The organism is Aromatoleum evansii, assembly GCF_012910805.1.
In the GTDB taxonomy this organism is placed as follows: domain Bacteria; phylum Pseudomonadota; class Gammaproteobacteria; order Burkholderiales; family Rhodocyclaceae; genus Aromatoleum; species Aromatoleum evansii.
Genome location: NZ_WTVK01000062.1, coordinates 1 through 21,574, shown reverse-complemented (window position 1 = coordinate 21,574; position 21,574 = coordinate 1). Strand labels below are relative to the sequence as shown.

At 59.2% G+C, this 21,574-nt stretch carries 16 protein-coding genes; 11 read left to right on the top strand and 5 right to left on the bottom strand.

Going from position 1 to position 21,574, the window contains the following annotated elements; genetic code table 11:
* Positions 1 to 16 precede the first annotated feature (16 nt).
* Positions 17 to 1,051: a helix-turn-helix transcriptional regulator gene (locus GO615_RS22985; protein WP_169132213.1), complete on the top strand. Its 1,035-nt coding sequence runs from the start codon at positions 17 to 19 to the stop codon at positions 1,049 to 1,051.
* A gap of 56 nt (positions 1,052 to 1,107) precedes the next feature.
* On the opposite strand, the gene GO615_RS22980 is transcribed toward GO615_RS22985, so the two are convergent.
* Together GO615_RS22980 and GO615_RS22975 are read right to left on the bottom strand one after the other, a co-directional pair.
* Entirely contained in the window at positions 1,108 to 2,607 is a 1,500-nt protein-coding gene (locus GO615_RS22980; RefSeq protein WP_169132212.1) for a DUF2779 domain-containing protein, read from the bottom strand.
* 64 nt (positions 2,608 to 2,671) lie between these two features.
* Positions 2,672 to 3,085 carry a hypothetical protein gene (locus tag GO615_RS22975; RefSeq protein ID WP_169132211.1) on the bottom strand — a complete coding sequence of 138 codons (414 nt, stop codon included), beginning with the start codon at positions 3,083 to 3,085 and terminating at the stop codon, positions 2,672 to 2,674.
* A 373-nt stretch (positions 3,086 to 3,458) separates the two neighbouring features.
* Here GO615_RS22975 and GO615_RS22970 point away from each other — a divergent pair, with 373 nt between their 5' ends.
* The 8 genes from GO615_RS22970 to GO615_RS22935 all read left to right on the top strand — a co-directional run bounded on the left by GO615_RS22970 (position 3,459) and on the right by GO615_RS22935 (position 16,297).
* Positions 3,459 to 3,926 carry a MerR family transcriptional regulator gene (locus GO615_RS22970; RefSeq protein WP_169132210.1) on the top strand — a complete coding sequence of 156 codons (468 nt, stop codon included), beginning with the start codon at positions 3,459 to 3,461 and terminating at the stop codon, positions 3,924 to 3,926.
* Complete coding sequence (locus GO615_RS22965; RefSeq protein ID WP_169132209.1) at positions 3,913 to 6,279, top strand: VIT domain-containing protein; 2,367 nt, start codon at positions 3,913 to 3,915, stop codon at positions 6,277 to 6,279. The genes GO615_RS22970 and GO615_RS22965 overlap by 14 nt, the downstream gene beginning before the upstream one ends.
* A 22-nt stretch (positions 6,280 to 6,301) precedes the next feature.
* Entirely contained in the window at positions 6,302 to 6,931 is a 630-nt protein-coding gene (locus tag GO615_RS22960; protein ID WP_169132208.1) for an NUDIX hydrolase, read from the top strand.
* 242 nt (positions 6,932 to 7,173) lie between these two features.
* On the top strand, positions 7,174 to 8,274 hold the full coding sequence (locus GO615_RS22955; protein WP_169132207.1) for a ClpX C4-type zinc finger protein: 1,101 nt from the start codon (positions 7,174 to 7,176) through the stop codon (positions 8,272 to 8,274).
* Between the two features lie 300 nt (positions 8,275 to 8,574).
* The gene (locus GO615_RS22950; protein ID WP_169132206.1) at positions 8,575 to 9,147 is read left to right on the top strand and encodes a hypothetical protein; all 573 of its coding nucleotides are present in this window, start codon (positions 8,575 to 8,577) and stop codon (positions 9,145 to 9,147) included.
* A gap of 208 nt (positions 9,148 to 9,355) precedes the next feature.
* The gene (locus GO615_RS22945; RefSeq protein WP_169132205.1) at positions 9,356 to 10,693 is read left to right on the top strand and encodes a hypothetical protein; all 1,338 of its coding nucleotides are present in this window, start codon (positions 9,356 to 9,358) and stop codon (positions 10,691 to 10,693) included.
* Between the two features lie 4 nt (positions 10,694 to 10,697).
* On the top strand, positions 10,698 to 12,665 hold the full coding sequence (locus tag GO615_RS22940) for a phospholipase D-like domain-containing protein (protein WP_169132204.1): 1,968 nt from the start codon (positions 10,698 to 10,700) through the stop codon (positions 12,663 to 12,665).
* A complete protein-coding gene (locus GO615_RS22935; protein ID WP_169132203.1) occupies positions 12,662 to 16,297 on the top strand; it encodes a DEAD/DEAH box helicase family protein in 3,636 nt (1,211 codons plus the stop codon). Before GO615_RS22940 ends, GO615_RS22935 begins: the two co-directional genes overlap by 4 nt.
* Before the next feature lie 604 nt (positions 16,298 to 16,901).
* On the opposite strand, the gene GO615_RS22930 is transcribed toward GO615_RS22935, so the two are convergent.
* A complete protein-coding gene (locus GO615_RS22930; protein ID WP_169132202.1) occupies positions 16,902 to 18,173 on the bottom strand; it encodes a tyrosine-type recombinase/integrase in 1,272 nt (423 codons plus the stop codon).
* A 731-nt stretch (positions 18,174 to 18,904) separates the two neighbouring features.
* The gene (locus tag GO615_RS22925; protein WP_169132201.1) at positions 18,905 to 19,279 is read right to left on the bottom strand and encodes an MbcA/ParS/Xre antitoxin family protein; all 375 of its coding nucleotides are present in this window, start codon (positions 19,277 to 19,279) and stop codon (positions 18,905 to 18,907) included.
* A 116-nt stretch (positions 19,280 to 19,395) separates the two neighbouring features.
* On the opposite strand from GO615_RS22925, the gene GO615_RS29245 reads away from it, so the two are divergent.
* Together GO615_RS29245 and GO615_RS28700 are read left to right on the top strand one after the other, a co-directional pair.
* Positions 19,396 to 19,701: a glycerophosphodiester phosphodiesterase family protein gene (locus GO615_RS29245; RefSeq protein WP_281358746.1), complete on the top strand. Its 306-nt coding sequence runs from the start codon at positions 19,396 to 19,398 to the stop codon at positions 19,699 to 19,701.
* Positions 19,702 to 19,761: 60 nt separating this feature from the next.
* Positions 19,762 to 20,019: a hypothetical protein gene (locus GO615_RS28700; RefSeq protein ID WP_211167316.1), complete on the top strand. Its 258-nt coding sequence runs from the start codon at positions 19,762 to 19,764 to the stop codon at positions 20,017 to 20,019.
* Here the strand turns inward: GO615_RS28700 and GO615_RS22915 are convergent.
* A complete protein-coding gene (locus GO615_RS22915) occupies positions 20,016 to 21,440 on the bottom strand; it encodes an MFS transporter (protein ID WP_169132200.1) in 1,425 nt (474 codons plus the stop codon). The two genes, GO615_RS28700 and GO615_RS22915, sit on opposite strands and share 4 nt — an antisense overlap.
* Positions 21,441 to 21,574 lie beyond the last annotated feature (134 nt).

Below are 21,574 nucleotides of genomic sequence, written 5' to 3'. Positions count from 1 at the left end.
AAGATGCGGAGGGGGTATGGCTGCCTATCAGGACCGGATCGAACGCCAGGCAAAGCTCTTGGAGCGCGTTCCGATGAACGGCGATGACAGGCTTTGCCCCGACGCGTCGCAATTACTCGAAAAGCTCGGAGTGCTTTACGGTGAGGACGCGGCATTGTCGGCCCGACGACGCGCCATCCAGCGCGATCTGGTCGAATTGGTAGAAACCGGGCAGATCGAACCGGTCAATCCCGGGGGCAAACCGCTCCGCTATCGACGCATCAAGGGTGCCGAGGTAGAGGGCGACAATCATCGCTACGTGTTGGAGCTCATACGGGAAACGGTGCGGAACATCGTCGAAACAGAGTTCCCTGCGGGTCATCTTGACGCGGTGTGGCGACGCTTTCTTCAAGCCGACACCGATGTAGGGCTAGGGTCGGACAAAATGCGGGTCGTCACGGACACCCAGCGTTTATGTCCGGCAGACATCCGGCCCAAAGTTCTTGCAGATGTGCTGGAAGCCCTGGCCCTGTCGAGGACGCTCAAAGCCACCTACCGGGATCGGGACGACAAGACGACTAACCCCACAATCCACCCGCAGGCCTTCGTGCAGCGGGGACCGCGCGCGTACCTATATGCACTTAAGAACGACGAACTCGGCCCCGTGCGGATGTACGCCTTGCACCGATTTGTGAAGACATCTGTCGGCGATGCACCGGGGCGCCGGGCGGTCGGGTTCAGCCTCGAGGAAAAAATCAGCACTGGACAGGCCGATTTTGCAGAAGGCGAGACCATCGATCTCGAATTGCTTGCGCGTGGTTACGTGGGTGATTTGTTGCGGGACTGTCCGTTATGTGCGACCCAGCGTATCGAGGATGAGCCCGAGGGTAGCCCCTTTATCGTCCGTGTCAAGGCAACGGTTCCTGCGACCGGACAGTTGCTGCGTTGGCTGCTGGGGTGCGGCGACAATCTGCAGATCGTGGCACCCGAACGGCTTCGGGGAGTCGTAGCTGCGCAGGTCGCGAAAATGGCAGCGTTATATACGTCAACGACGGCGGCGGAGACCGCGTGAAGCACGGAGCGGTGCGAGGGCCCCATTCTCGATAATCAGTCACCGCACCTTTGCCTTTATGCGGGCAAGGCCCTTCCCTTGAAATAAGCCCACAACCTGACCATCGCTAGCGTATCAAGCTCGCAGTAGCGTTGGAGTTCGCCGCGAATCGCCTCTTTGCGTGCCGCCGCCGTCATTGGTGAAACGGCTTCGAGGAAGGCGCCCATCGCCATCCCGCCGTCCTGGACTCCGGTCAGGCTGTCGTAACTCAGATCTGGAGAGATGGTTGGCAGCACGGCCTTGATGCTCCAACTGCCATGCTGGTCAGGGTGGTAATACCGTTCGCGTGCCACGGGCAGGAGGTCCACGACACGTGCGAGTAGGGCATCCAAGGGCCGCCTCAGGCGCGGAAAGCGAGCAGCGAGTTCTTTGATGCGGGCGGTTTCAAAGGCTGCGTTGTAAACGAAGATCGGTCCGTGCTCATCGCAGGCACCGAGCAGCGCCTCGGCAAAAGTGCGCGAGGGGTCCTTGCCTGAAAGATCGAGAAAGCCCGTGTGATTGAGCTTTCCGGTACGCGAAAGGCGATGAAGGCTGAACTGGAACGGGATCTGCTGATAGGGGCGGGTGCCTTTCCAGATCGGAACCGGGAAAGTGATCGTCTCGAAGTCCAGGAAAAAGGCGGGCAGCTTGTGGTGGGACAAGTCTGCGTTAGCCCCTGGCCGGTCGAAGTACGTCGTTCCGGCCAGCGTATGTGTCTTGACCCGAAGTTGTGTCTCGTTGAGCAGATCGTCCTCGATCTCTCGGAGGTCGATGGCGCCATCTTCTTCGATGCGGGCCTTCAGTGCCTTTGCCCTGATCTGTGGCAACCAGCTGACGGGATATTCGGCTTGAGGTCCTTGGGAGAGGCAGTAGGCGGAAAAGCCGCAGTCATAAGGATCATTGCAGTGGCGACCCGTGGCCGTTACTGGCTCCTTGCGCCGCCGTGCAACCGCCTGCGCGGCTGCGATCCAGCTCCTAACTTCCGCTTGTTTGCCGAAAGCCTCCTCCGTCAGGTCCTCTTCCACCAGCAGCCCAGCATAGTCATCGTTGCCCGGATAGACCCATGATGTATCGATGTGCGCGAGGGCGATCCCGGCGAGCGGCACCTTCGCTTCGCGTGCGACAAAAGCTTGGATTGCGGTGTCGCATCGGTGGTAGTCCTTCACGCTCGTCGATGATTTGACTTCGACCATTCGCCACGCTTTCTTGCCGCTGCGCCGGACGGGTAACAGAACGTCGGCAAACGCGACGGCGCCCGACGCCGAAAAACCCGCTTCGAATATCGGGTGAGTACCGGCGAGAAGGGTCTGGCTGCGCGCAAGCGCTCCATCGAAGCCCTCCGTACCAACGTCAATAAGTGCCGCTTTCCCGTCTTTGTCGTAGATACGCCGTGCAATGTCACCGACGGTGTGTCCCACGGTGTAGCTTGCCTGGGTTGCCGCCGAGTCTTCACGCAGCTCGGGCCGATGTAGCTCGAGCCATAGGCGCTTGGGACACTGCAGATAGGCAAGGAGCTTGGACTTTGAAAGTGCGCGCATCGAAACTTCTCCGGCGGGAGTGGGTAGTCAGCCCGATCAATATATGCGAAATGGGCGCGCAGGGTTATCGGCGAGAGCGCTGCCGCAGCATGTTGCGCTCGCGACCCCGGGTGGCGATCCACGCAATGAGTTCGCCATAGTTGATCGGGCCGCATGCGCCGATCTGCGTCCGAACGGCCTCGATCTGGTCAAGCAGTCGCGAGAGGTCGCGTGAGGCTCCGCCCTCCGTGTCGCTGCTTGGCTCGAGTCGTGATTTATTTGCGGGGGCAGTTGCATGGTTCAACGCCTGCATCAAGCTTTCGAAGAGGTCCTGCAGGATTGCAAGTTGGGAGACGCGTTCGAGCTGCGCCGCAACGTTGTCCGGCAACGTTGCGTCCGCCAGGAAACCGCTCAGGGTGAGCAGGTTCTTGTTGAGCCCTTTGATCGAGTAGTTGGTGCCCAGCAGGGATTCAATTTGTTCCGAGAGAAGTTCATCCATGATTTTCGCTTCCGGTCGCACGATTCGGGAAAGTGGCGGTGACCCGCCGTCCGTGGTGGCTTTTTCGCTCAGCGCTCTTCAGGCGTCGGTCGAGAGGGAATCGACCCGACCCACAGATCGGTGCCGATGTCGGTTCGCCGTGGCGGAGCAGAAGAATGCGTCCGCGAACAGTCCGTCGAGGAGAGCTTCAGTCCTTAGTAAAAGGATCTCGAACATCGCGATGCCTTGGGGTCTGATAGGAACCAATTTGACCACTCTGACGCGACAACCCTTGTCGTGTTGGGATGGCCAACTGCACGCGGTGCATGCCAGATCGTCACTTTCTATCGCTTTCGTCTTGCATACATACACTACTGGTGTAGAAACTGAGTGTATGAAAAATGGCGAGCAGTCGAAACCGGTCGATTACCCCCTGTCGGAGCTGTGCGTGCTAGCCGATCTGCCTGTTCGGACCGTCCGTTATTACATTCAGATCGGCCTTGTCGATCGGCCAGAAGGGGAAACGCGGGCGGCCCGGTACGGAGCGGGCCACCTTGAGCAGCTTCTGCTGATCAAGAAATGGACCGCAGGCGGCGTTTCCTTGGAGCGGATTCGTGACTTGTTGCGCGGAAAGGACGCTCCCGTGCCGCCACCGCTGCCAGCGGCGGGGACCGTGACGGTCCGCAGTCATCTGACGGTAGCGGACGGTATCGAGCTCGTGATTGACCCTGGCAGGGCCAGACTCACGCCGGAAACGCTCCGCCGTTTCGTGGCGGGCGTCATGGCCGTGCACGCTGGGTTGCACGAGGCAGGGTCGGGAAATGCAACAGACGCTCAGGGAGACCTGGATGAGCAAACCTGATGGTGCACGTATGGAGACGAGGACCGGCGAGCGGCTGATTCTGCAGGGCGTTCGCGTGGATGGCGTGTTGAACGCCGGGCTCTTGGATGCAACGGTGACCCAGCGCTTCCGGAATCCGAGGGATGTACATGTCGAAGTGGTGTACAGCTTTCCGTTGCCATGGGCGTCGACCTTGTTGGGCGTGGAAGTGCAACTTGGCGAGCGGCACCTAACGGGTGTGGTTGTCGAGAAGCGCACGGCCGAGGCGGAGTACGAGGAAGCGCTTTCGGACGGCAATAGGGCCGTCATGCTCGAACAGAATCAGGACGAAAGCTTTACCCTGAGCCTCGGTAACTTGGGGCCGGGTGAAAGCTGCGCCGTTTGCATTCGGTACGCCCAGGCCCTGCAGTTCGAACAGGGGGCACTTCGTCTGCTGATTCCAATGGTGATCGCGCCCCGTTATGGCGACCCTATCGTCGATGCGAGGCTGATGCCTCATCAGACCATCGAGCACGACCTGATGTTGAGTTATCCCTTTGACATCGTGCTGAAGATCGAAGGCGAACTCGCCCGGTGTCGTGTCTCGTCCCCCACACATCCCATTGCAACGCGGATGGAGCAGATTGGGACCGACTCACGTGTCGAGGTGTCGCTTGCCCGGAAAGGCGAATTGGATCGCGATTTTGTCCTGGTCGTAAGCGAGATTGACCAGGATTCGTTTGCGCTGCTTGAGCGGGATTTCGTTGAGCCTGAGCACCTATGTGGGCTCGTCAGTTTCTGCCCCCGGATCGATCACGAGCCGGTAGCCACGGCATTGAAGATTCTTGTTGACTGTTCCGGTTCCATGCAGGGCGACAGTATTGCCGCTGCCCGCCGGGCGCTGCAGGGGATTGTGACCGGGATGGCCGATCACGATCGTTTCTCGTTGTCTCGTTTCGGCAGCTCGGTTGAGCATCGTTCCCGAACCATGTGGCGCAGCACGGAAAAGAGCCGTCGCACCGCTCAGCAGTGGATTGCCGATCTTGAGGCCGATCTGGGTGGGACAGAACTGGAAGCGGCGCTTCTCTCGACTTTCGCCCTATCTTCGGGCGGCGACGGCGCGAACGCCGCAGATGTCCTGCTGATCACAGACGGAGAAGTCAGCGCGATCGATGCCGTATTGGCTGCCGCAGGACGCTCTGAGCATCGCATGTTCATTGTGGGCATTGGAAGCAGTCCCGCCGAGGGGCCATTGAGACGCCTTGCAGAAGCCACGGGCGGGGTGTGCGATTTTGTGGCCCCTGGAGAGGCTGTCGAGCCGGCGATACTGCGCATGTTTGCGAGGCTTCGTTCCCCACGAGTCAGCGGGATCGAGCTGCACTGGCCGGACGGCGTGAAGCCCTTGTGGGCGACGTCACTTCCGAATGCCATCTTCGATGGCGACACCGTACGTGTGTTCGCGGGCTGTCGGCAGGTGCCCACGGGCGACGTTGTCCTTCTCGGACGGCAGGGACCCGATGCGACAGCCGAAGTGATTGGGCGGGCGCGTTTTGGCGCTGTCCGTGCGGGCGATATGGTGTCACGGATCGGTTGCCTTGCACGACTGGATGATCTGGAACATGAATGCGTGTCGGAGGCGAACGAGGAGGCAACGCGACTTGCGGTGGCCTATCAGCTCGTCGCAAGGAGAACGAACTTCCTGTTGATCGACGAAATTCCGGAGTCCGAGAAACCGACCGAGATGCCTGAACTGGCGAAGGTGAAGTCCATGGTCCCGGCTGGTTGGGGAGGGATGGGGAGCGTGCGCATTGCAGCGCCAGCCGGGCTGGCTTGCAGCAGCCGTATTGAGGACTGGGATGTGCCGGCCGTGATTCGAAGCACGGCGATGAGACAAGTGGGCGAACCTCAACGCAGCTACGATATCCCGCACTTCCTCCGCGGACCATTCGATATCGACCGTAGCGATCCTCGATACTGGATAGCGGGCGGACCTTATAGGGGCCTCACGCCGCTTGGCCTCTGTGAATGGTTGCGAGGTAATCGTTACGACGAATGGCCGAGCACGTACGAGGCATTGGAAGCGATCGGCGTGGGGGCTCAGGTTATTGGCTGGTTGGCCACCCTCGGACAGCCGGATGACGAGGAGGAAGTGGTTGAAGCGTTCCTGAAACTGATGGCGCTTCCTGCGACCCACAAGGCGTTACTCGGGTCCCGCGGGCTCGTGGGACAACTTAGGGCCATCACGAGCCGTCTTGCGATGGCCTTGAGCGGCAAAGGTCAGGTTGCCTCCGGTCCTAATCTCGAAACGAGGCTCGCGGCGATCCTGGAGGACATGCGTGCGGACCATTGGCCCGATGTGATCATCAGTTCACCAGAAACCGTCTCGACCCCTTGAGCAACGTTGAGAATCTTCTGACATGACGACATACCATCCACGGCAGGACAACAAGGGTAAAGCTGTGCTCATCCAGCACCCCTCCACACCAAGTGTTCGTGAGGCCTGGGCGGATCCGAATGCGGTTGCGACTGTGATTCCGGACGGCTGGATGCCAGCGTCGCTTAACGGCATCGGCGTGAACGCCTGGACGAATGCGCCGAGGTCGGTGAATGACTGGGCGACCGTCGCTGGAACGGCAGACATCGATGAACCGCCATTCAGTCCGCCATCGCATCTTCGATCGGCCGCCGGCGTGGTCATCGAAGAAGCAGATGGCCGTTACTGGCTCGTTGCGCCATCGAATGCATTCGGCGGCTACACGGCCACTTTCCCTAAGGGCACCGTCGAGCAAGGGATCTCGCTTCAGGCGGCGGCGATCATGGAGGCCTACGAGGAGGCCGGCTTGCGAGTTGAAATCCTTGGCTACCTGGCCGATGTGCCGCGATCCCAGAGTTTTACGCGCTATTACCGTGCGCGGCGTGTCGGCGGCAATCCGGCCGAGATGGGATGGGAGTCTCAGGCGGTTCATCTGGTGCCACGGCCACGATTGACCGAGTTCCTGACCAACAAGAATGACGGCGCACTGCTGACGGCGCTTGGCGAGGGCTGAGTTTCCTTTCGGAAGGGGCTGGAAGGAGTCATTTGAGTGCGGGGTGCCCGCGGATTCGTGTCATCAGGCACAGATCCGGATGGCCGTCGATGAGGACCAAAGCCGTCCCAAAGGGGACGTCGGGCAATGTCCGTGGAAAGAAGGCGTCGTGCGTAGACGACAGTTGGTGTCGTATGGAACGAGGATAGTTCACCTGGTCGCCCCCGCTGCCTCGATGGGGGCTTTTCAGGAAGCACACGACAGTGATCGACACCGCCTCCAAGAACCCGGATAAGAGCCTGTATTGCTCGTTTTGCGGAAAAAATCAGGACGAGGTAAGGAATCTGATTGCCGGGCCAAGTGTCTTCATTTGCGACGAATGCATTGAGCTCTGCAACGACATCATTGGCGACGGGTTGCAAGCTGGCACGCGGGAAAGCCCCGGTCTGCTCACGGTCGACACCCTTGTTGCTCGCGCCGATAACGTAATTCCAGGACAACGGTTGGCCAAACGTGCCTTAGCGGCAGCGTTGCTCGAGGCGGTGCTCACAATGCGAGGTCCGCTTGGCAGTCAGGGAGGAGGGACGATCCTGGTGCTCGGCGCGACCGGTTCCGGGGCGCGGGAAGTGATCCTCGAAATGACGAAGGTGCTACAGCTTCCGCGCGCGATCGTTGACGTCCCCCTCCTGTACTCCGGGGCGACGTTTGTGGAGTCCTACCCATCTTCGGACTTCAGGGGCAAGGATGGCGCCATCGTCATCGATCATGTGGAGACGCTCCTTGTTGCCGAGCGCAGCGAGGTTGCGCGGCAACTTCAGCACGCTCTGGTGACGATGCTGGATAGCAGGCGACTGCGCGTGGCGGATGACCGGGTTCAGCATGTCGACGCAAAGAACGCAATCATCATCGGCATCTGCGAGCTAGCAGGTCGGGATGAGTCGAAGCATGTCGAATGCGACGACCTGCTGACCGAACTTGGCTTCATTCCGACTCTGGCTGCTCGATTTGGCATCGTTGTCGCGTTTGGCGCTCCTGATCACGATGCGTACGAGTCTATGCTGCTGAGAAGCGGCGGCCTCTTCGAGCAATACCAGGACAGTCTTGAGAAGAGTGGGAGGCGTATTCAATTCAGCCCTGGATGTGCCTGCACGATCGCGACAGCTGCGGTTCGCCGTAATGATGGATTCCTCGGGCTGCAGACGTTGATGAGGCAGATCTGCCAAGCCATTGTTTGCGAGATGCCACTGTGGCGCGAAGAGACCACGGCGATTGAGCCGCAATGGGTGAGTCAGGTGCTGCATGGCAACGCCCACGATATGTCTCACCTGGACATGCATGGCAGATCCGCAGAGACACGCGCATAGAAGGAGTAGCTTGCTGGATATGAGCAATATTGGGGATCTGCCGACTGTTACTTGTGGAATCGCTGAAAGAGTCGTCGAACCATTCTTCCGTAGCAATGCCTCTGCGCGCTGAACTCGAGGACCTGTTGCTGTATCGGTATGCGCCAATCTTCCGCAGTTTGCATAGGCGCGTTTGGGACGGCGTGCCAGGCAGTGCCTTCGAATGTGGCGACGGCTGGTTCCACATCATTGATTGCCTGTGCTGCGAGATCCTGCTCTACGTTACCAACGACGAAATGTCGGCCGGTACTGGCGATGCACGTGAAGGAAAAACTCGGCACATTGCGCTTTCGGTACCGAGGAGGTGACGCGTTTGTCGAAGGCTTGGTGCGGATGGCGGAGGGTATCTCCGAACATGTGTGCGAGGTATGCGGGGCGCCGGCGGTGCGAAGCACTCAAAGGTCGATTTCTACACTCTGCAGTAAGCACGGCGCTTCACCTGAATGCGTCCCGCAGCTGCATTCCGATCGGACGAAAGCCTGTTTCCAACTGCCGATGCTACCCCGAAACTTGGGATGGCAGCACCTGGCCCGCGCGTTTGAGGAAACGGCTGACTTCAATATTCGACACAACAACTTAGCGCACTTCGTCGTCGATGCCGTGATCGAGACAGAAGCTCTGATTTTGCGGAGAGTGGATGACGAAGTTCGAGATAGCGCCGATGGCATGCTTCGAATGATCGAAGTGTTCAGTCTGCATTGTAATCCGACGACTGGTGTGCCAATCGGCGCGTTTAGTAGCGAGCGGGCACGTGGGTGTGTGACGGGAGAGCATATCGCGCGCCGAAACTTGGCGGATCCTCTGGAATGGCATTCCGGATCGTCAGAGACATGACGCGGCCCGGAGACACCGACCCGAGGTGCTTGTATGGGGCCATCAATCGGAACCGGACGCCCGTTTAGACCGGACTTGTCCTCGGCCGGAGCCGACGTCGACCATGCGATTCGTATTGCTCTGCAACGGAGTGGCTGCTTGTTGTTTTGCCATATTTATAGTTGAATATCATTGATGGTTACGGAATGTTAAATGGGTGGAGCAAGCCATGTCCTTTCAGCAGTGGTTCACAGAGGAAGACCCAAGAATCGTCGGTAGTCTGCAATCGGACCCACTGGGATTACGGGTCGTCTGGTCGGGGCTGGCGCACAACGTCTTCCGTTTCCGCGTCAACTCGATCACCAACGACTTGCGGGCCTATACGATCAACCTATTCCACTGTTGGGTCGTTAAACAGATTCGCATGGAAATGGATCCGTCCGCCTGGAGCGAAAGCTACCGAAGCAAATTCCAGCTTGGCAGTAGCCCGAAGTTCACAAGGAGTCTGCTGGTATTTCTCGAAAAGGTAATGCTATATGCTTTTTGTTCAACAAAAAGAGAGATCAATGCAGAAGGCCTTATTGGCTTCTCGAATGCATCTAGACGCTATCTTGAGGAGGGGAAAAAGTTTCCCCTCCTACTCGACGATGTTGAGGGCGAAATTCTCGTCCGTCAGGTTCAGCTTGGATTCTCAGGACGTTATCGCACTGCTTTTACACAGCACCTCAAGCTGCTTCACCCGGAGTCCGGGCACCCGGTCGACTGTCTAGATACGTGGAGCGCGGTCAACAATGAATTCATGCGCCGAAAGAACTTCGCAAAGTTGAGCATGTTACTGCGTGATAATGTCCGTGTACTCCTCGCCAGGAAGAACGCAGATATCCGTCAGGCGGACATCGATTCGGAAATTTTCGACCTCTACGTCCAATGCTTCGGCAAGCGCGCAACGCTGGACAAGGAGTTTTCTCCCTTTTGGCATCCGATCCTCTCGTTCGATATCGGCGAGACACGTTGGCTTTGGCAGACGCTGGAAACCTACGAGCGCTCGGCTGCGACGGTCTTCCGGTCGGCCTTGGAGGCGGCCCGGAAGGCAAAGGCCGACATGAACGGCAACGAGATCAAGGGCCTTCGTCATGTTTGTGAGGTCGAGCCTTACCTCGCACGAATCAGCAGGATTTTCGATGCTCTATTGAACGCCGATTTCAGGAAGGGTGGCCAGTGCGCCGACTGGATGAATATGCGTTACGGCGAGCGTCCTCTGGTGCCCGTGTTTCCTTCAAGCGCCGATGAGATCGGTTCTGCGATATCCGGTGAGGGACAGGAGCGTCTTCGATCGCTCTTGCGCTTGCGCGAGCTGAGTGCCCCAGAGATCGTCGAGAGGATCGTCGAATACCATGCCGACGTGTCCGAGTACCGCGCTGCACGCCCGTGGATAAGGCTGGTTGGGCAACATCTCGACCGGGAAGTGGAAATCAAGGCGAGCCGCGACTACGACGAAAACGAGTGGGTGCACGACTATCATGCGTCTCAGTTCGTGGGACTGGCAAGCAGTCTGAAGGCGGCGTAAAGAAATGAAGCTGCTCGATTCGTTGCAAGACGTTGTCAACGCGGTTGGCCCGGTTCGCAGAGCCTGGTTCACGACCTTCACCTACAACCTAGATCTGATCGAGAGCTACATCGCGCCGGTCTTGGCGGGCGCTGATTTTCCCAAGACGCCCGACGATTACCATCGTCTCCAGCAAGACCTGTTTCCCATCGATGGTGAGGCCCCGATCGATATCCGAGTATTTCACGATATTCGGGCGTCGGCGCGCGACAAGGTCAAGAGGACGTCGATTCCGCTGTACGGCGTGGACTTCCGATCGCCGCATTTGAATACTCCCGAGCGTCGCCGGTTTGGTGACGGCTTCTTTCACCCGAAGGTAATTTATCTTGAGGGTAAAAACGGAGCATTCGTCGGCGCGGGTAGTGCGAATCTGACCCTCGATGGATGGGGCAGAAATCGGGAATGCTTTCATTTCGAGAAGCTCGAAGGCCAGTCCAACAGGCGGGCAGTCTTCAGCTTCTTCCGGCGCATCTTCACTTGGTGCGGTCTCGCAACGAACGGCCAATTTCCTCAGGTGCGAGGGGACGAGCGGGAAGTCCATCGTTGGCGGTTTGTCTCTTCGCTAAGCGAGGAAAGCTTTCTTGACCACCTCGCGAAGGGGGCACCGGACAAGCTTACGATCTGGACGCCGTATTTGTCGACGTCATTGGCGGAGTTTGCCGACGGGATCCAGGACCGCCATGCCTGTTTCAGCGACTTCGCCGTGGTGCCTGACCTCATGGACGGTAGCAAGATACGGGTACCCCAGCCGGCGGTCGATGCGTTTCTTGCTGCGAGCAAAAGTGAGCGCAGGAGAAGCTTATACTTCGATCCGACCGGAGCGAAGAGCGAGTCATCGGATGCTCGTTCCCGCTTTTCGCACGCCAAGGTGTGGCTGACGCCTCAGCATATCGCGGTCGGTTCATGGAACTTGACCCGCTCCGCGCTTGGGGTCCATCCAACCCGCAACAACTTGGAAGCCGGAATTGTCCTGTTCAAGCAGGGAGGAAAGCCGCCCACGGCACTGAGGCGTATCACCGGCGATAATGCGAAGGGCTGGTCCGATGAAGAGGCACAGGAGAGCAAGGACGAGCTCGACGGTCTCAAGCGTCCACCAGTCTCGGTTCTTGTCACCTTCGACTGGCTGGGAGATCGACGCTGGTCGTGGAAGCTTATATCGACGATCGAGCCTGAAGTTCTCGCGCAACTGAGACCGGAGCTGCTTCTGCCAACCCCCAGAGGCGATCTTGCCGTTTCCTTGGCGAAGATGCCGGAAGGAGAGAAAATCGTCGGCGACTGCGGCTTCATGTTGAAGCAGAGGTGTGTTTCGCTGCGGTACCAAGAAAAAGGCGAACGCGTTTCCACCCTCGTGTGGGTCAACGAATGCCACCCCGAGGAACGGCCCGCCACTCGCTTCGGATACTGGGAGGACTTGATCAGCAGTTTGATCGAAGGACTTCCCGAGCGAGACCCGCGCGGACGCAACCCGATTGCGTACGACGAGGATTCCACGACCGAACCGAACGGGAGCGAAGGGAAATCGAAGCCGTCAATCTCTGAGTTGAGCGTCAGCTATTTCAGAATGTTCGCCGCGATGAAAGGGGCTGCGCTGCAGCTCCGCGATGCCGGCAACCCGACCGAGCTCCGAAGGCGTATCGCGTCCTATCCCGGCAGCGTGTGCGAGATTGTGGAGTCCACGGTTCAGGCTATTGAAGCAAATCCACAATGGTCTCCAATCTACCGCTGGTTTCTCATCCAGGAGCTCAAGGTGCTCGTCGGATATGCAAAAAAAATTTGGAAGAAGGCCGGACGCGAAAACCAGAAGACCGATCTTGGGAATATCGATTTCGCCGTCTTGGCCGCGAAAATTCCGCCGCTTCCGGCGTTTCCGCAGGCCGAGGCCAAGATTGTACAAATTCTCGAATTTGCCCGGGCTGAGACGGGTTACCCATGACCGAAACGCTGCATTTTCCACCCATCGCACCGGAGCAAGTCTCGAATTGGATTAGCTTCGTTCGGGCGAGGCCGGATTGGAAATATCCTTCGGAACCCGATGCCATCGCGAAGCCGATTGAGGATCTGCAGGCAGAAGGCGTAGCCGGCATTTGGAATCGCCTCGGACGTCACAAGGTGGCCTGGCTGGCGGACGAAGTGGGCATGGGCAAGACGTTCCAGGCGATGGGTGTGTTCGCGTTGCTGTGGCAGCTCAAGAGCGACGCGCGCATCCTCGTCATTGCTCCCAATCAGTCGGTTGCGGAAAACTGGAGCAGCGAATTCAAAAGTTTTTTGCGCGATCACTACAAGCATCTTGATGGCGTGGTGAAGCAAGGCGACCACGAGGCTTGCCATCCTCCGGAAGTTTGTGCCAACCTTGGGTCGGTCGTGGATGCCTTTGCGGGTAATAGGCGCTTCGTGATCAGCAAGATAACAATCTTCAGCCAGCTGTCCGATGCCTCGGACAAGAACACCGGGAAGGAAAAAGCCGCGCTGGCGCGCAAGCAGGCTGATGCGGAGCGACAAAGGCTTCTAGCGGCGATCGACCATCGCATCGATCTGTTGGTGGTGGACGAGGCCCACTATCTGCGCAATGTAGGCGGTGGAAGTCAGCGCGTCGATGCCGCTCGGGGATTCTTCGGATTGGAAGATTCGCCGCTGGCGGACCGGGTTCTGCTGATGAGCGCGACGCCGAACCATACGACCAACCAGGATGTCACCAATGTCCTCGGTTATTTCTTAGCGTCGCCGCCGACATCGGCGGTCGCTGCGCTAACGAAGTATGGCCTGCGGCGCTTGCGTCGTTTGTCGGGACGGAACAAGTATCACTATCGGCACGAAAAGGTCCTTGAGTGCGATTTCAAGGACGACATCCCTGCCGAGGTCTTCTTCGCGCTGTACCAGAAGGCGCTCGCCGACCTTGAGGACGAGGGCGACGGAATGCCGTTGTACCGCGACGAAAAGCGGAGCTTCATGTACGGTTATCTCGAGGGGTTCGAGACGACGAAGCCTGTCGGTACGAAGGAGGACATACAGGAGCGCAGTGACTACTCCAGCGCCATCGATAGCCAGGTGTTGATGAAGCTGGCCCGGAAATTCGGCACGAGGTTTTCTTTTCCATGCCATCCGAAGTATGACCAGACGATCGCGCACCTGACGCCCGGTGCGGGGAATTACTGGTGGCGAGAGCCGGTGAGTCAAAGTGTCGAGGAGGACAAGGCGCTGGTGTTCGTGCGGCGCATTCCGTCATCGAAGGAACTCGCTTCACGCGTGAACGAGCAATTCGATGCAATGTTCATTGATAAGATCGGTTGCGCGCTAGGACTCGATGGATTGAAATTTGATGAAGGCTCGTCCGGAACGTCCTCGCAGCGGGATTGGCTGCATCAAACGGTCACGAGGCAGCTCGCAGCTTCCGTCCAGGCGGAAGATGACAGTGACGAACCGGAAGCGCAGCACGTCGAGTTCTTGCCTTCCCGGGTGATGGACTACTTCATCAGGAAGCAGGAAGGACGCGAAGTCCGGGACACGCATGGATCCACGTTCCGCAACCGTTTCAATCGCACGACGGACCTGTTCTGCCTGTTCTTTGCACCGCCGTTGGCATCGCATCATGAACTAGCTTACCCGCATCCCGGAATCATGACGGATTATCGGAGCTGGGCTCGTGCGGAACGGCTGGCTCGATATGACGACGAGTCCAAGGATAATGGCCCCGAATTAGAGGTGCTGCAGCGGACCTTCGGCGCACGTCACCTCCGTGAGGCGGCAAGGCCGTCGAATCTGGAAGGACAAAGGATCGATACGTTGGCTGCGATCTTCGACCGGCATCTCACGGACGAGGATCGCGAAGTGTGGCGTCGGTTGCTCACGGGCTCCCCGTGCGCACGGGAAGCCTTCTTTCAGACCTATCTGAGAAAGGGGCTCACGCTCGCGTCGGGCGCGATCGTCGAACTCTACTGCTGGTTCATCAAGGCGCATCGGAGTCGCGCGGATTCTGCCCAGATATATCAGGAATTTTGCATGCAGGTGGACACGGAATTTACCGGCTCTCTGACGCAAGCACTGATGCAGCAGGCGCTTCGTACGTACAAGGACGTTTGGGAAAAGGTAGTTCGGCTATATGCACCAAAGGATGTGTTGACCTATGCCTGGAACGAGCTCAACGCCCAGAATCCAAGCGCGTATTGCACGAGTCTCGTCAAGGACCGCGCCCGTCTGATCACCGCTTTCAACACGCCGTTCTTTCCGAATGTGCTGATAGCGACATCGGTCCTGCAGGAAGGGGTCAATTTGCACCTCAATTGTCGTCGAGTGCTCCACTATGGAATCTCGTGGACGCCTGGCGACAACGAGCAGCGCGTTGGCCGGGTCGACCGTCTGTATGGGACCGTGCATCGCAACATAGATGATTGTGGTGACGCCGAGCTGTTGCCGGAAAGGGCACAACTGGAGATCGTCTATCCGTATCTCAAGGGCTCGTTCGACGAGGACCAGGTCGGCCAGTTCATCAGGCGGAAGTTCGCCGCAGAAACGGTGCTCGACCGGGGACAACTGGTGCCCGGTTCGAAGGCGATCGATTTCTCGGATGTTTCAGACAGCTGGCGCGAATGCCTGAGGCGACCGGCGAATGGTAGTGCGGTTGCTCCTGACCCTTATCCCTTTCGTGAGGTGGTGAAGTTGTCCCAGCGCTGGGGGCGCAAGCCGCACGAGGGAGAGATCGACCAAGGCATAATCGATGCCACAAACAGTCTCCTAGTATCTGCGGCGCGGGAAGTCTCGGGGGTCGAGGAAGTAATAGTGCATCGCCTGCGCGGCAGCAATGTCGCCTGGGTCATCGAGCCGAAGCTAAAGAATCAAAGGAGACCCCATCAGCCGGTCGAGATCAGGATCGAACACTTTCTCGAGCTTTCTGCCCAGAGTCCCGACCGTATCGCGTGCCTGACGCTGACCTCGCCGGTGTCGACGAAGCGACTGCGGCTAAAACGTGACCTTCTTGCCGTTCTCGAACGCGAATTTCCGCTGGTTCAAATCTGTGAGAACGCGAATGTCGATGATGACGCCTTTCCAGTCGCCTGTAGGAGCACGTTACCGCTCTTGATTCATGAGGGCACCATCGACAACTGTTCCTTGAGCGAAGTCGTGCTTTGCCTAGATCAGCTGATCCACGGCGCGGAGTACCTCGAACGGCTGCTTGCAGGAAACCAAGATCTTTCCTTCAAAGACATCCAGGCCATTCGCCCTGAGCTGATACCTGCGGGGGCAACGAGAATTCCCGTTCGATCCGCTGAGCGAAGGCAGTACACCAACGACGAAGGCGAAAGCACCGAGTGGAAGATTCACGGTAATGTCGCGCGCTTGGAACTCGCCGTGCTAAACGCGCCTACGCCATCCGTTTTTGCTATGCAACAGACCTACCCGTTTCTCTTTGGGGCATTCCGCCCCGATAGAGCAGTCAGATGGGAGTTGCGCTTTCCATCCATGGATTTTCAAGTCCCTGAACGGCGACTTCTGGAGGCGTGGGGGCGGTACTTGAGAACCAGAATTCAGGTTCTCACGGAGGATGAAGTGTTATTTGACCAAGAGCTCTAGCCTGCATTGATTGTCGGAACCATGAAAGTTAACAACGAGGAAAAGGTATGTTTCATATTCGGATATAGGGGGTATAAATTGAAACGCGAGGTCGGAATCGATTGGCTTGTAGCGAAATGAACTAATCGAACGGACGGTTACCCAGGGGACTTCCCCGACGGAATACCTCGTTATCTGGAAACGGAACGCCTCGTCTTACACTTTCTGAAATCAACAACACGGTAGATGGCAATAGTGCAAGCCCGTGTCAAACTTCCATCGGGCCCCCTGATCCCCTATCTGAAACTCTGCGAGGCAATCGCTGACGCTGTGGGCCCAAGATACAAGAGTCCTGAAGGCGTTGACTGTGTGTCGGCAAAGGTCTATCCGCCTGACGTTCAGACCCCGATTTTCGGCATAGCCGGGCCTTACCTACTGGATGACGCCCGGTGGAGGCCTACTTAGATCTTCGCCTCACAGCACTATCCCTGAGCAGATCGTGACAAACGAGGCTGATCCGGGGCGCACCCCTTGCGCTCCAGATCAGTAATAAGCGTTTAAAAAAATTTTAGATTCCGCTCTTTCCATGTCAGCCGCCGCTTTTCCGTTTGGCCAAACCGCCACATCAGTTGGAAATCGCTGCGACTACTGCCTCGGAAGACGTATCGGCTAATTCAGATGAGCCTGGCGAGCTTGATTTTTCATCATTCGCGATGAACTCTGCCCAAGCCTCCATCATGGGACGGCGTAGTTCCAGCAAGTCCGTGCGGTGATAGGCAGCCTCAACTTTGTTTGACACGGTGTGCGCTAAGGCGCGCTCTGCAAGGTCACGTGGATATCCATTTTCGCTGCACCAATCCCTGAAACTTGATCGAAAGCCATGAGCGGTTGCAATTCTGTCAGGCGTGTCGCTATGGGCTTTGACACGTCGAAGGAATGCGGTGAGCACCATGTCCGAGAGTTCAACCTGGTCGCGAACAGATGGAAAAATCAGACTTTCATGTTGGCCTCGCTGCTCTTTTAGGATCTCGATCACCCTGGATGCGAGCGGCACCCGGTGCGGCAGCTTAGCTTTCATTCGGGCGGCCGGAATTGTCCAAATGGCGTTGTTGGTATCGATCTCTGCCCACACCGCCCCTCGCGCTTCACCGGAACGGCAGGCGGTGAGGATTACGAACTCAAGCATTGACCGGGTTACGTCGTGCGGCTCGCGTTTCTTCAGGTGTTTGGTCACGAACGCCGGGATCTCCTGCCAAGGCATGGCAGGCTGATGCTGGGTCCGTACAGCCTTGGCGGGCTGCAGCGGAAGTAGATGATCGACGACGTCAACCGGGTTGGATTGGCAATGGCCATGAGCCCAGCCCCAAGCCATCACCGCGTGGATACGCTGCTTTACTCGGCTCGCTGTTTCCGCCTTCCCGAGCCAAATCGGCCGAAGTGCGTCAGCGATATCGCGGGGTTGAATTTCCGCAAGCTTCTTCGTGCCGAGCGTAGGAAATGCGTACTCAGCCAGGGTGTTGATCCACTGCTGCCCATGCTTCACGTTTTTCCAACCCGGAAGCAGATCTGCGTGGAGTTGTTCTGCAGCTTCCTGGAAGGTAGGAACCTTTGGCTGATCGACGAGTTTGCCTTTTTCCTCCAGGGGATCCTTTCCGTCGGCGAGCTGTTCCCGCATGGCCGTTGCGCGCTTCGCTGCGTCAGCGATGCCGACTTCTGGATAGCTGCCCACGCCCGCATTCCGTCGCTTACCTGTCACCGGACTGACAAACCGAAGAACCCATTTCCCGTGGCCTTTGGTGTTGGATGGGTGGAGACTCAGCCCCGTCACCCCGCCGTGGGGGAGGGGGCCGTCTTCGGGCTTGAGGTTGCGTGCCTTGGCGTCCGTGAGCGTGGCCATGAAGATTCTCTGCTTAGTCTTGGTATGCCACGCAGTATGCCATTGATCGCTGGCTGCTGTTAGATCGTATTGGACTGCTGCGGATAGAAGAAGTAAGAAAAACAGGAGGTTGTATACTGTTATTGAACGTAGATGGATGTCTTTGGATCGTATTTACGCGGACGCTCGCTCCGCCAGAATTCCTTGTAAAGCCCTGATTATTCAGGGCTTTTTCTTTTTTGTTTGGCGCGTTCTACATTAGGTTCTACAAGCCGGAAAGGTGCTGGCCGGTAGGGGACTCCGCATCCCCTCCGCGGCGAGGCGCTTCCTGATCCGAGCCAGCGTCCGGGCGATGTTCTGGCGTGTCGTGGTTCTTCCGGTCATCGCTTTGTAGATCCTCGCGACAGCAGACGGCTTATCAGCACCCATCAGCTTCGCGCACAGCTGTTGCTACGCATTGAAGATTGACCCCCCGGACACCCTGTGCGGGTAATGGGTGGCGCGTTGTGCCAATCGGCTGATCGGCACGCGGCCCGCACGGCTTAGGATGTAGGGGAGTGCGCGTACTCCGACAGAGAATAATTGGCTTATCAACAATCAATTACGGAAAAATTCTGACGAACGTACCGGCCACCGTGGCACGGGATGACCGCACTGCCAGCACAAGGAACCACACAGTGCTCGGGATCGCGCTGCGCATGGGGCACAGAACCCTAGCTGAGGAGGGCGGCGCGTTCGTCGAGGTTGTCGACCTACGCGTAGGCACCGAATAGCATTTGCGCGAGCAGTTGGTCGAGGATCCGGTACCCCTCGAGCGTGTCCGTCAGGACGGCGGGGCGTTGCCCGCCCAGCGCCGGGCAGGGCGTGGTGAGCCAGTCGCCAAGCCAACGGGCCGCGTCGAAGGTCCGATCGCCGCCGCCGTTCGTCACCATCTCCTCGACCCGCTCAATCAGTCGCAGGAAGGCAAGCACGCGTTCGCTCTGCTCGGTCGTCAGCCGGGCACCCTTCCGGAACGTGGTGTCCGGCGAGGGATGCATGAGTTGCAATAGGTCGATCAATTCGGGGGGCGAGCGACCGGTCGCGTGAGCGATTGCCGCGAGCACGACCGACTCGATGCCGGCACGCAAGACTTGGATCCTTCTGGCACGGCGCGAGTTTGCGACCTGCATGAGCCTGTGCGGGGAGGAACGTTGCGCAGATCACGATAAGAGGAGAAAGATCGTGCGAAATCGGAGTGTAGGACCTGCTCGCCCGTTCCGGGGGGGCTTTCGAGCGCACTGACGTTTCGATCGGCCACTGTGGCGCTGCAATGCTGCTTCCCGACCGCACGCGAGAATCGTACGAGGCCGCAGGTCGGATGGGGGCGGGGATCGTCGAGTGCGAAGTAGTGTTCACGAAGGACAAGGAGTTCGTGTGCCGCCACGTGCGGACCGACCTGCACGCGAGGACAAACGTCCTCGCGATCCCCGATCTCAAGGCGAAGTGTAGTGCGCCCTTCTCGCAGGCGATCTTCGATACCGCACGCCTGACAAGGTCGGATGCCGCATGAGTGACATAACGCTCGCGTAGTTCAAGCGACTATGAGACAAGATGCACGCCAAGAACCCCCGTGCGCACGGGTGACAGATTCGTTGGGGGCACCACGAACTGGCGCACTGTTCTCTACGCTGACCTGACCAGCGGTACGCTCCTGACGACCGCCGAGAATATCGAGCTTTTCAAGGCGCTTGGCGTGATGATGACGCCCGAACTGAAGACGCGGGTGGTGTGTATGCCGTTGAAGGTGAAAAAAACTGGCACCAACTTTGATGCAGCTAACCGAGCAAATTGGGGAGCGCTTGCTGTCACACGCGGCAGGCTGGACTAAGTCCTCGAGTCCCCAAATGGGCGGGCTTCAATCACTGACGCGCGGGCGGCCGAATTCTGCAGCCGCAAGCTGAGCACGAGTGCCAGCCCAATCAGCCCGACGAGCAGCCACCCGACAGTCCCCAGCGCCGCGGCAAGCGCATCTGCGGTCCCTTGTTCCTTGTGAAAAGCGAGCGACGCGCTGAAGGTGGCGAGCGAGACGGAGGATCCGGTCGGGGAACCGAGGTCGCGCAGGGTGCTGAAGAGGCCGGTGCCGGCTCCGAGGCGTTCGGGGGGGACCGCGCCGAGGGCGAGTTTCATTACGGCAGGGGTGTTGCAGCCCATCGAGAGGCCGAGCACGCAGACGGTGGCGATGACGATCCAGAGCGGAGTGTCACTGCGCAGCGTGAGTAGCAGGGCGAGGCCGGCGAGCGTGCCGGCGAGGGCTGCGGTGGTGACGTGGCGGGGGGCGATGCGGTCGACGAGGCGGCCGGCGAGCGGGGAGGCGAGGACGCTGCTGCCGTAGAGGAAGAGGGTGACGAAGCCGAATTGCGCGGCATTGCCGCCGGGGCGGCCGGTGACGAAGTAGGCGAGCGAGTAGACGACGCCGCTGAAGGACAGCAGATGCAACCAGTAGATCGCGCTCGGTAGCGCAAAGGCGGGGCGGCGCAGGATGGCGATGTCGATGACGGGCGCCGCGACGCGCTGGCTGTTGCGCCACAGCAGCGTGAGGCCGAGGAGGCCGGTGACGACGATCACCGCGGTGTAGGGCGAGCGCAGGCCGAAGTTGCCGATCCAGGTGGGCAGGGAGAGCAGCGCGGCGATGGTCGTGAAGAGGTAGAACGCGCCCTTGAGGTCGAACGGTGCGGCGGAGCGTTCGCTGCGGATGTCCGGGACGAGCAGGGTGACCGGAAGGATGCCGACGAGGGCGAGCGCACCGCTGATCCAGTACACGCTGGGCCAGCCCAGCCGGTCGATCAGCAGTCCGCCGAGCAGGCCGCCGCTCGCGGCGCCGAGCGTCATCGTCATCGCGAAGATGCCGAGCGCCATGCCGCGGCGCTGTTCGGGGAAAAGATGGCCGATGTAGGCGAAGACGCCGGGCAGGATGCAGGCGACGCCGAGGCCCTGGGCGAAGCGCGCGGCGAGGAAGACGTGGAAGGTCGGGGCGGCCGCGGCGGCGAATTCCGACAGCGCGAACACCAGCAGCCCGGCGAGCAGGACGCGCTTGCGCCCGCGCTGGTCGCCGAGGCGGCCCATGATGGGCGCGAATACGGTGAGTCCCACGAAGTAGGACATCAGCACGAGGGCGGCGAGGTTGATCGGGATGCCGAAGTGTCGCGTCAGGCTCGGCAGGGCGGGGGCCTGGAAGGCGGCGGCCTCGATGGTGACGAAAGTGCCGAACAGCAGGGCGGCGTAGACCTTCCACGCGGTGCGCGAATCCATGATTCCTCCGGAGCGGGAGATGTGATGCAGACGGCTGCTTTGCTCCCTCCCCTTCAAGGGGGCGGAGGCGGGGTTTCGCGGAGCACCGCTCCGCGCCGCCGCAGCGGCGGAGCGAAGCGGAGACTCCCGGGTTG